The following is a 2,331-nucleotide window of genomic DNA, read 5'->3' as shown; positions in this document are numbered from 1 at the left end:
TCGGCGAGGCCCAGGTGCACGCGCGCGGTGAGCGAGCCGAACCGCAGGTGCGGGCTGTCGGGGGTGCCGGTGTAGAGGCGGCCGGGGTGGAAGCCACCGACCGCGGCCACCCGGTCGGGGTGGGCGGCGGCGGTGCGCATGGCAAGCACCGCGCCCATGCAGTAACCGACCGCGCCGATGGGGCCGTCGGCCACCTCGGGGCGGTCGGCGAGCACACCGAGATATGCCTCGGCGTCGCGCAGGGCGAACTCGGGGGTGTGCGCGGTGAGCAGGGGCCGCAGCCGGGCGACGACCGTGTCGCGGGCGTCCGCGCCGATGAACTCGGGCACCTCGGCCACCGGCGTGCGGCCGTGCCGGTAGAACACATTGGGCACGAGCACGACGTAGCCGTGGCCGGCCAGCTCGCGGGCGAGATCCTCGATCACCGGCCGGATGCCGAAGATGTCGGTGTACAGCAGCACCCCGGGGTGCGGGCCGGTGCCGGGGAAGGCGACGAGGGCGTCGCAGACCCCGTCGGGGGTGGGGATGTCGATGTTTTCGATGATCATCGCGGCCAGCATAGTTCGGGGTGGGACAGCCGGTTCGGCACGCGCCGGCCGGCGCGATACGGCTGGATCAGCCGATCTCGTCGAGCAACCCGAGGATGGTTCTGGCCATGGCCGCGGGATCGCCGTCCTGTGGTCGGAGCACGAGCGCGGGCTGCTCGGGCGCCTCGTAGGGATCGTCCACCCCGGTGAAGCCGCGGATCTCGCCCGCACGGGCCTTGGCGTACATTCCCTTCGGGTCGCGCGCCTCGCAGATCTCGAGCGGGGTGTCGACGAAGACCTCGAGGAAGGGCAGGCCCGCGGCCTCGTGCACGGCCCTTGCTCGTTCGCGGTCGGCGCGATAGGGGCTGATGAGCGAGACCACCGCGACCACGCCCGCGTCGGCGAACAGCCGCGCGACCTCGCCGACCCGGCGGACGTTCTCGGCCCGGTCGGCGGCGGAGAAGCCGAGATCGGCGTTCAGGCCGTGGCGCAGGTTGTCGCCGTCGAGCAGGTAGGCCGGGCGGCCCTCGGCGACGAGGCGGCGCTCCAGTTCCACGGCCACGGTCGATTTCCCCGACCCGGACAGCCCGGTGAGCCAGACCGTCGCCCCCCGGGTGGCCCGCTCTCCGCGGCCGACGGCGGTGGCGTGCCAGACCACCTGGGTGTCGGGCAGGGAGGGGCCGGTGATCATGCCCGCGCCCACGGTCGCGCCGGTGCTCTCCTCGATCAGCAGGAAGCTGCCGGTGGCGCGCAGCCGCCGGTAGGGGTCGAAGAACAGCGGCTTGCGGGTGTGCACGCGGACTCGGCCGATCTCGTTGAGCGACAACGACTCCGCGCTCTCGTCCCGGTGCAGGGTGTTGACGTCCAGGCGGTAGTCGAGGCCGCGGATCTCGGCGGGCACGGTGCGGGTGGTGTGCTGGAGCAGGTAGCGGCTGCCGGGGGTGAGGCGGGCGTCCTCGGCGAACCAGCAGACCATGGCGTCCAGATCGCGGCCCGCCTGCGGACGGTTGGCGGGCCGGCAGATCAGGTCGCCGCGCGAGATGTCGAGATGGTCGGCCAGTTGCAGGGTCACCGCCTGGGGCGGGAACGCCTGGGCGACCGGTTTGCCGCCGGGCCCCCAGATGGCGGCCACCGTGGTCGACAGTCCCGACGGCAGCACCAGCACCTCGTCGCCTGGCTTGAACACCCCGCCGGCGACGGTGCCGGCATACCCACGGAAATCCTTGGCATGGCTGCGGGTCACGTACTGCACGGGCAAGCGCGCGTCGATCAGATTGCGGTCGGAGGCGATGTGCACCTGCTCGAGGTGGTGCAACAGCGGTGTGCCCTCGTACCAGGGCATGTTCGCGCCTCGGTGCACGACATTGTCGCCGAGCAGCGCCGAGATCGGGATGAAGGCCAGATCGCGCACGTCGAGCTTGGCGGCGAAACCGGTGAACTCCTCGCGGATCTCGGCGAAACGCTCGCCGGACCAGTCCACCAGATCCATCTTGTTCACGCACAGCACAAGGTGTGAGACGCCGAGCAGGCTCGCCAGGAAGGCGTGGCGGCGGGTCTGCTCGATCACTCCCGTGCGGGCGTCCACCAGGATCAGCGCCACGTCGGCGGTGGAGGCGCCGGTGACCATGTTGCGGGTGTACTGGATGTGGCCCGGTGTGTCGGCGATGATGAACGTCCGTGCGGGCGTGGCGAAATAGCGGTGCGCCACATCGATGGTGATGCCCTGCTCGCGTTCGGCGCGCAGGCCGTCGGTGAGCAGCGCCAGGTCGGTCTGCTCGTCGCCACGCGCGCGGCTGGTCCGCTC

The 2,331-nt window shown here is 71.6% G+C and carries 2 protein-coding genes; both read right to left on the bottom strand.

What is annotated here, in order from left to right; all coding sequences use genetic code 11:
* Positions 1 to 548 (bottom strand): dienelactone hydrolase family protein (locus tag QH283_RS27560; RefSeq protein ID WP_280505851.1); only part of this gene is annotated, 548 nt, incomplete at its 3' end.
* 67 nt (positions 549 to 615) lie between these two features.
* Positions 616 to 2,331, bottom strand: a 1,716-nt coding sequence (cysC, locus tag QH283_RS27555) for an adenylyl-sulfate kinase (protein WP_280505850.1), incomplete at its 5' end; no start/stop codon positions are given.

This window comes from Nocardia farcinica (genome assembly GCF_029867845.1).
Classification (GTDB): domain Bacteria; phylum Actinomycetota; class Actinomycetes; order Mycobacteriales; family Mycobacteriaceae; genus Nocardia; species Nocardia farcinica_A.
Note: the sequence above shows the minus strand (reverse complement) of the source record. Positions and strands in the feature narration are given on the sequence as shown.